Genomic DNA, 8,399 nt, shown 5'->3' on the forward strand with positions numbered 1-8,399 from the left:
TGGTGAACGATATTGTTTATCAAAGAATTAACGTTAACAAACTATCGAAATTATAAAAAGCTTTCAGTTGATTTTCAAAATAAAGTGAATGTCATACTTGGAGAGAATGCCCAAGGCAAAACAAACATGATGGAAGCGATCTATGTTTTGGCTATGGCAAAATCCCACCGAACATCTAATGATAAAGAATTAATTCAATGGGATGAAGAATATGCTAAAATAGAGGGTAGGGTTCAAAAAGCTAATGGCTCGATTCCAATGCAGCTTGTGCTTTCTAAAAAGGGAAAGAAAGCTAGGGTCAATCATATTGAGCAAAAAAAGCTTAGTCAATATATTGGAGCAATGAATGTTATCATGTTTGCTCCTGAGGACTTAAATCTAGTAAAAGGCAGCCCGCAGATCCGTAGGCGGTTTATCGATATGGAAATTGGACAAGTTTCCCCAGTTTATATTTATGATCTTAGCCGTTATCAAAAAATCATGAATCAACGAAATCAATATTTAAAGCAGCTTATGACAAAAAAGCAAACTGATCTGACAATGCTTGATGTCTTAACTGCTCAGTTGATTGAAGTTGCAACGAAGCTTGTTATCAAACGGCTTGAATTCATAAAGCAATTACAAAAATGGGCAGAGCCTATTCATTCAGGGATAAGCAGAGACCTTGAAAACCTCACCATTCATTACCTTTCTTCTGTTGACGTATCAGATGACGGAGATTTGTCGAAAATGATAGAAGCATACGAAGAAAAATTTGATAAAATAAGAGAAAGAGAAATCGAACGTGGTACGACTTTAGCAGGTCCTCATCGTGATGATTTACAATTTTTGGTAAATGAACGTGACGTTCAAACCTACGGCTCACAAGGACAACAAAGAACAACAGCCCTTTCCTTAAAGCTTGCGGAGATTGAATTGATTCACGAGGAAATTGGAGAATATCCCATTCTTTTACTTGATGATGTATTATCTGAGTTGGATGATTTCAGGCAATCACACTTACTTAATACAATTCAAGGAAAGGTGCAAACCTTTGTTACAACAACTAGTGTTGAAGGAATTGACCATCAAACTTTAAAAGAAGCCACAATGTTCCACGTCTCCACTGGAGAACTGGTTTCTGTCAACTCGAGGTGAGTAGGAATATGTATATCCATTTAGGTGACAATTTTGTTGTACCGTCCCGAGAAGTTGTGATGATTTTAGACTACTATTCATCGCAAGCATCACCTTTCTATCAGGAATTTATGGATAGGCAGAAATCCCAGTTTGTCCACCTTTCTCAAAGTGAACCTAAATCAATTGTTATTACAACTGAACATATTTATTTTTCACCTTTAGGTTCAAGTACTTTAAAAAGGCGGTCACATTCAATGTTCGATCCAAAAATGTCCTCTTTAAAAGATTAAGAATAATTTATGGGTCAAGTTAAAAAAGTACTGAGCCTGCCTGATTGATAGGTTGGAGGGGTCTATAGGTCATCACAAGCTGGAGACTTATACAGTTTATAAATTTATGTTTTAGAAAAGTGCAGGTGATTCGCATGGCGATGGAACAAAAAATGGAGCAAAATGCATATGATGAGAATCAGATCCAGGTTTTAGAAGGACTTGAAGCCGTTCGTAAACGTCCTGGAATGTATATTGGTTCAACAAGCTCAAAAGGTTTGCATCATTTAGTCTGGGAAATTGTTGATAACAGTATTGATGAAGCTCTGGCAGGTTACTGTACAGAAATTAACGTCATAATTGAAGAAGATAATAGTATAACAATAAAAGACAATGGGCGCGGTATTCCAGTCGGTATTCAAGAAAAAATGGGCCGTCCTGCAGTTGAAGTCATTATGACTGTACTTCATGCAGGGGGGAAATTTGGCGGCGGAGGATATAAGGTATCCGGCGGCCTTCATGGGGTAGGTGCCTCTGTTGTAAACGCCCTTTCCACCGAATTGGATGTAAAAGTACATCGTGATGGGAAAATACATTATCAAAAATATGAACGAGGCGTACCTTGTGAAGATTTAAAGGTAATTGGTGAAACTGACATTACGGGAACGATTACTCACTTTAAACCAGATCCTGAAATTTTCAAGGAAACGATCGTGTATGAATTCGACATTTTAGCAACTCGTATACGCGAACTAGCGTTTTTAAATAGAGGCTTAAAAATTACGATTGAAGATAAACGAGAAGAAAAACGGACCAAGGAATACCACTATGAGGGTGGTATCAAATCATATGTTGAGCATTTAAATCGCACAAGGGAAGTTGTTCATGAGGAGCCAGTCTATATTGAAGGGGAAAAGGATTCCATCTCCATTGAAGTAGCCCTGCAGTATAACGACAGCTATACAAGTAATATCTACTCGTTTGCCAACAATATTCATACGTATGAAGGCGGAACTCACGAGGCTGGTTTTAAGACAGCACTTACACGTGTGATTAACGATTACGCACGGAAAAACGGTGTCTTTAAAGAAAATGATCAAAACTTAACCGGGGAAGATGTCCGTGAAGGGCTGACTGCCATTATCTCAATAAAGCACCCTGATCCTCAGTTTGAAGGACAAACAAAAACGAAGCTCGGGAACTCTGAAGCGAGAACGGTAACTGACTCAGTATTTTCAGAAGCTCTAGAGACCTTCTTACTTGAAAACCCTTCTTCAGCTAGAAAGATAGTTGAAAAGGGAGTAATGGCAGCGAGAGCTCGTATGGCTGCAAAAAAAGCACGCGAATTGACACGAAGAAAAAGTGCATTGGAAATATCAAATTTACCAGGAAAACTAGCAGATTGTTCTTCTAAAGATCCCTCTATTTCAGAACTTTATGTCGTTGAGGGAGACTCAGCGGGTGGATCTGCTAAACAAGGGCGTGATCGCCATTTCCAAGCAATTCTCCCTTTGAGAGGAAAAATTTTGAATGTTGAAAAAGCCCGCCTAGATAAAATTCTATCTAATAATGAGATTCGTACTATCATTACGGCTCTCGGAACAGGGGTAGGCGAGGATTTTCATGCGGAGAAAGCCCGTTATCATAAAATTGTCATTATGACGGATGCGGACGTTGATGGAGCCCATATTCGAACTTTATTGCTAACATTCTTTTACCGCTATATGCGTCAAGTGATCGAAAGCGGCTTTGTCTATATTGCCCAGCCGCCACTATATAAAATTCAACAAGGAAAACGGATTGAATATGCTTATAATGACAAAGAGCTTGAACGATATTTAGCAGAAATGCCGCAACAGCCGAAACCAGGGATCCAGCGTTACAAAGGTTTAGGTGAGATGAATCCCGAACAGCTTTGGGAAACAACAATGGACCCTGAAACAAGAACCCTGCTTCAAGTTACACTCGAAGATGCAATGGAAGCAGACGAAACCTTCGATATTTTGATGGGAGATAAAGTAGAGCCCCGTCGGAACTTCATTGAAGAAAATGCAAAATACGTTAAAAATCTTGATATCTAGCTAGGTTGAACACTCAGTTTGCGCTGAGTGTTTTTTTTCTTGGTTGGCAAATCGTCAAGTTCCTAACTCATTTTGAAAGAGAATAAAATAATTTATCGCATGCGTAATATGAAAATTGTCAGGTATCCTTTTTAGCCGGCATATATTCTAATAATCTGGTTTTATGCTGTTACAGTTTCTACTGGGGTAATTGCATTTCCAAAACGGTAAACAGCTACTCTTAAGGGAAGTAGGTATAAACACAAAAAAGAGATTACAGCCTATAAATTAATAGGTTAGGGTCATTTTTTGGAGAAATCGAAGGCGGCAAAGCTGATATATATATTTAATCAACTCGGCTCCTCCCCTCCCCTAAGTCTGAGCTGCTTTGCTATTAAATAATACAAAAAAACTCTCAATAACTATATTTATCGACATAATTAGCATGAATCTTTTAAAATGATGTGTAATGTCCATCTATTATTGATATAATGGAGTGTATGCTGAAAAAAATAATCACATAAAACTGAAGCTTCTAATCATGGATTTTTCCTGAAGGTTTCAAAGAATTATTTTCTATAAAATTTTTCTCAATGAATGGGTGGAGACACCTAGCTCCCATTTTTTATATTATCAGAATGATATGTTGTGACCTTGAGATTTTGGATAAAATCTGACTTGAGCTTATCGTTCTAAGTTTTGACATGAAGGAGGTATTATGATGGATGAAAATTTAAAACCTCGAGTAAAGGAAATAAATATAAGCCAAGAGATGAGAACATCTTTCTTGGACTATGCGATGAGTGTTATCGTTTCCCGTGCACTTCCAGATGTTCGTGATGGATTAAAGCCTGTTCACCGGCGAATTTTGTATGCTATGAATGACCTTGGGATGACGAGCGATAAACCATTCAAGAAATCAGCTCGTATTGTTGGGGAAGTTATTGGTAAGTATCATCCGCATGGTGATTCAGCTGTTTATGATTCGATGGTTCGGATGGCTCAGGATTTTAACTTCCGTTACATGCTGGTAGACGGTCATGGAAACTTTGGATCGGTTGATGGCGATGCAGCAGCTGCCATGCGTTACACAGAGGCACGTATGTCTAAAATATCTATGGAGCTATTGCGTGATATTACGAAAGATACAATAGATTATCAAGATAACTACGATGGTTCAGAAAGAGAACCAATTGTCTTACCTTCAAGATTTCCTAACCTGCTCGTAAATGGAGCAGCGGGTATTGCGGTAGGGATGGCAACAAACATTCCGCCCCATCAGCTTGGAGAAGTGGTTGATGGTGTTTTAGCGCTAAGTAAAGACCCAGATATTACAATTGCTGAATTAATGGAAATTATCCCAGGTCCAGACTTCCCGACAGCAGGCCAAATTCTTGGAAGAAGCGGAATTAGAAAAGCTTACGAAACGGGACGGGGTTCCATCACCATTCGTGCTAAAGTTGAGATAGAAGAAAAACCTTCAGGAAAGCAAGTTATCCTTGTCAAAGAGCTTCCTTATCAAGTCAATAAAGCAAGATTAATTGAAAAAATTGCAGACCTTGCACGTGATAAGAAAATCGAGGGAATTTCAGATCTTCGTGATGAGTCAGACCGAAAAGGGATGCGTATTGTCATTGAAGTCCGAAAAGACGCAAATGCAAATGTATTGCTAAACAATTTATTTAAACAAACAGCTCTTCAAACAAGCTTTGGTATAAACCTTCTAGCATTAGTTGACGGACAGCCTCAAGTTTTAAACTTGAAGCAATGCTTATATCACTATCTTGAGCATCAAAAAGTAGTAATCAAACGAAGAACTGCTTTTGAACTTCGGAAAGCAGAGGCTAGAGCTCATATTTTAGAGGGCTTGCGTATCGCTCTTGATAACTTAGATGCTGTCATTAACTTAATTCGCAACTCTCAAACAACTGATATTGCAAGACAGGGCCTGATGGAGCAGTTTTCTTTATCAGAAAAGCAAGCTCAAGCGATCTTGGATATGCGTTTGCAGCGTTTAACAGGATTGGAAAGAGAGAAGATTGAAGAAGAATATCAAAACTTACTCAAGCTAATAGCTGAATTAAAAGCTATTTTAGCCGATGAAGAAAAAGTACTTGAGATTATTCGCAATGAACTAACGGAAATTAAAGACCGCTTCAATGATGAGCGCCGTACTGAGCTAGTTGCCGGTGGAATTGAAATGATTGAGGATGAAGATTTAATTCCTGTAGAAAACATTGTATTAACATTAACGCATAATGGCTATATTAAACGGCTTCCTCTTTCTACGTATAAGAGTCAAAAACGAGGAGGACGTGGTATTCAAGGAATGGGAACAAACGAAGATGACTTTGTTGAGCATCTATTAACGACCTCTACACATGATACGATCCTATTCTTTACAAATAAAGGAAAAGTATACCGTGCAAAAGGGTATGAAATTCCTGAATACAGCCGGACAGCAAAAGGTATACCGATTATAAACTTATTAGGTATTGAAAAAGGAGAATGGATAAATGCCATTATCCCAGTTTCCGAGTTCGTAGATGATTGGTATATATTCTTTACGACAAAAGAAGGGATCTCAAAACGTACGGCTCTCTCTCAGTTTGCTAATATCCGAAAAGGCGGTTTGATTGCTCTTAATTTAAGAGAGGAGGACGAATTAATTTCTGTTCGATTGACTGATGGCTCGAAGCATATGATCATTGGAACGAAGAACGGAATGCTCATTCGCTTCCCTGAGACAGATGTAAGATTAATGGGCCGTACGGCAACTGGAGTTAAAGGGATTACTCTAGATCAAGATGATGAAGTAGTAGGAATGGAAATTCTCGAGGAAAAAACGGATGTCCTCATTGTCACACATAATGGTTATGGTAAGCGGACTCCAGCTGAAGAATATCGTATTCAAAGCCGTGGCGGTAAAGGACTCAAAACGTGTAACATCACTGACAAAAACGGCCAGGTAGTCTCCGTTAAAACTCCAAAAGGAGATGAGGACCTAATGTTGATTACAGCAAGCGGTGTCCTGATTCGGATGGATGTCAGCGGTATTTCCACAATGGGTCGAAATACTCAAGGAGTTAAGCTGATAAGGCTTGATGAAAATGAATATGTCGCAACAGTTGCAATAGTTGAGAAAGAGGAAGAAAAACCGGAAGAAATAGTTGACATGGAGACAGAAGATAACCCCGCAGATGTAAATACAAACACTGAAACGGAACCAAATGAAGAGTAATTTTAAACGCAGCTTTGTTTGCTGCGTTTTTTCTATGCATTGAGCACCTGCTTATTTGTTGTCGGTTTACTCTAAGGAAACACTTATCAGATTCAAATTTATTTTAAACGTTCTGCTGGTTTTCCGATGAAAAAATTCTCTTTTTACATCCTTTGCCATTTATAATAAAAAAAGGGAGGTTGAAAGCTTGAGAGTACCAGTGTATGAGCTTAAAGAAGGCTGTATTTTATCAGAAGATGTTATTTTAAAAACAAACCGACCGCTTTTGCTTAAGGAAGCTGTATTAAATAAAGAGCTCCTGCAAATCCTATCTGTCTTTTTAATTAAAGATGTGGATGTAAAGCCAAAGCTTGTAAACGGAATAGATTTTCGTGCTTTTAAAACAACTTTGTCGAATGTTGAGAGCCATGAAGCAGATGTGAAACCTTCAGAAATAATAAATGAATTAGATATCGAACATTTCTATGTAGAAGCAGTGTCTGCGTATAAAAAAATGTTTCTTTCATGGCGAGGTGGACATTTGTCGATATTGGAAAAGTAAGACATATCTTAATTCCATTATTGGACAAAGCTCTTCAAAAGCCTGAAACGGTCTTAAGGTTATTTCAATATGTCCAAATCCAAATGCGGGAATATATTTATTTCATGCAATATCTGTTGCTTTACTAAGTGGGGTATTTGCTTATAAACTTAATTATTCAAAAGGGGACATTTTTCAGATCGCTATTACAGGCCTTTTAGCTGATTGCGGCATGTCTAAAATTGAAGAAAACGTTATGGCAAAATGTATTCCATTAACAGATCGTGAATTCAACGAAATTAAACAGCATCCCCTATATAGTTATCAAATGATCAAAAATTTAAAAGCTGTAAAAGAAGCTGTAAAAGTAGGTATTCTTCAACATCAAAACGATTAAATGGAAGTGGTTATCCATTAGGCAGGAACGGAACAGAACTGCATACATATGGAAAAATTGTTGGAGTTGCTGATGTTTACCAGGCTATGGTTTCATATCGTCCTTACCGGCAAAGACAATCTCCGATAAAAGCTCTTGAACAAATACGTAAAGATGAGTTTGGAAAATATGATTTAGCTGTGGTCGAAACACTTACAAAATTAATAGGATCTTTAATGTCTAAATCGCAACTGATGCTATCTGACGGACGAGTTGCTGATATCGTCTATTTTGTTGAAAATGAACCAGGCCGGCCAATAGTAAAAATCAATGATACAGAAGAGGTCATAAATCTCAACGAAAATCACCAATTATACATAAAAGAACTAATGTAAAAGCAAAAATATTTTGCTCTTTTCTCCTTGACCAATTCAGTTTTCATGTTATACTTTATAAGTTGGCTTTAGAGCACTTGTCATATTTGATAAAGAAATAAAAAAAGTGTTGACTTTTTAAGAGCCTAAATGTTATATTAAAGTAGTCGCTTTTGAGAGGTGACACTAAAGTTCTTTGAAAACTAAACAAAGCAAAGCGTCAACGTTAATTCTATTTTTATTTTTTAAAGAGCTAATCAACTCTACATTTTATCGGAGAGTTTGATCCTGGCTCAGGACGAACGCTGGCGGCGTGCCTAATACATGCAAGTCGAGCGAATCATTTAAAAGCTTGCTTTTGATTGGTTAGCGGCGGACGGGTGAGTAACACGTGGGCAACCTGCCTGTAAGACTGGGATAACTCCGGGAAACCGGGGCTA

The 8,399-nt window shown here is 37.9% G+C and carries 5 protein-coding genes, 1 rRNA gene and 1 pseudogene; all 7 read left to right on the forward strand.

Going from position 1 to position 8,399, the window contains the following annotated elements:
• Positions 1–12 precede the first annotated feature (12 nt).
• Complete coding sequence (recF, locus tag IC621_RS06470; protein WP_191156872.1) at positions 13–1,137, forward strand: DNA replication/repair protein RecF; 1,125 nt, start codon at positions 13–15, stop codon at positions 1,135–1,137.
• 8 nt (positions 1,138–1,145) lie between these two features.
• Positions 1,146–1,409, forward strand: a complete 264-nt coding sequence (gene remB, locus IC621_RS06475) for an extracellular matrix regulator RemB (RefSeq protein WP_191156874.1) — start codon at positions 1,146–1,148, stop codon at positions 1,407–1,409.
• A gap of 140 nt (positions 1,410–1,549) precedes the next feature.
• The gene (gene gyrB / locus IC621_RS06480; RefSeq protein ID WP_191156915.1) at positions 1,550–3,469 is read left to right on the forward strand and encodes a DNA topoisomerase (ATP-hydrolyzing) subunit B; all 1,920 of its coding nucleotides are present in this window, start codon (positions 1,550–1,552) and stop codon (positions 3,467–3,469) included.
• A 700-nt stretch (positions 3,470–4,169) separates the two neighbouring features.
• A complete protein-coding gene (gene gyrA / locus IC621_RS06485) occupies positions 4,170–6,689 on the forward strand; it encodes a DNA gyrase subunit A (RefSeq protein WP_191156876.1) in 2,520 nt (839 codons plus the stop codon).
• Positions 6,690–6,876: 187 nt separating this feature from the next.
• Positions 6,877–7,230: a hypothetical protein gene (locus IC621_RS06490; RefSeq protein ID WP_191156878.1), complete on the forward strand. Its 354-nt coding sequence runs from the start codon at positions 6,877–6,879 to the stop codon at positions 7,228–7,230.
• A 169-nt stretch (positions 7,231–7,399) separates the two neighbouring features.
• Positions 7,400–7,980 (forward strand): annotated as a pseudogene (locus tag IC621_RS27145) (HD-GYP domain-containing protein).
• A gap of 249 nt (positions 7,981–8,229) precedes the next feature.
• A 16S ribosomal RNA gene (locus tag IC621_RS06505) occupies positions 8,230–8,399 on the forward strand; the annotation flags it as partial.

This window comes from Metabacillus arenae (assembly GCF_014773385.1).
Taxonomy (GTDB): Bacteria; Bacillota; Bacilli; order Bacillales; family Bacillaceae; genus Metabacillus_D; species Metabacillus_D arenae.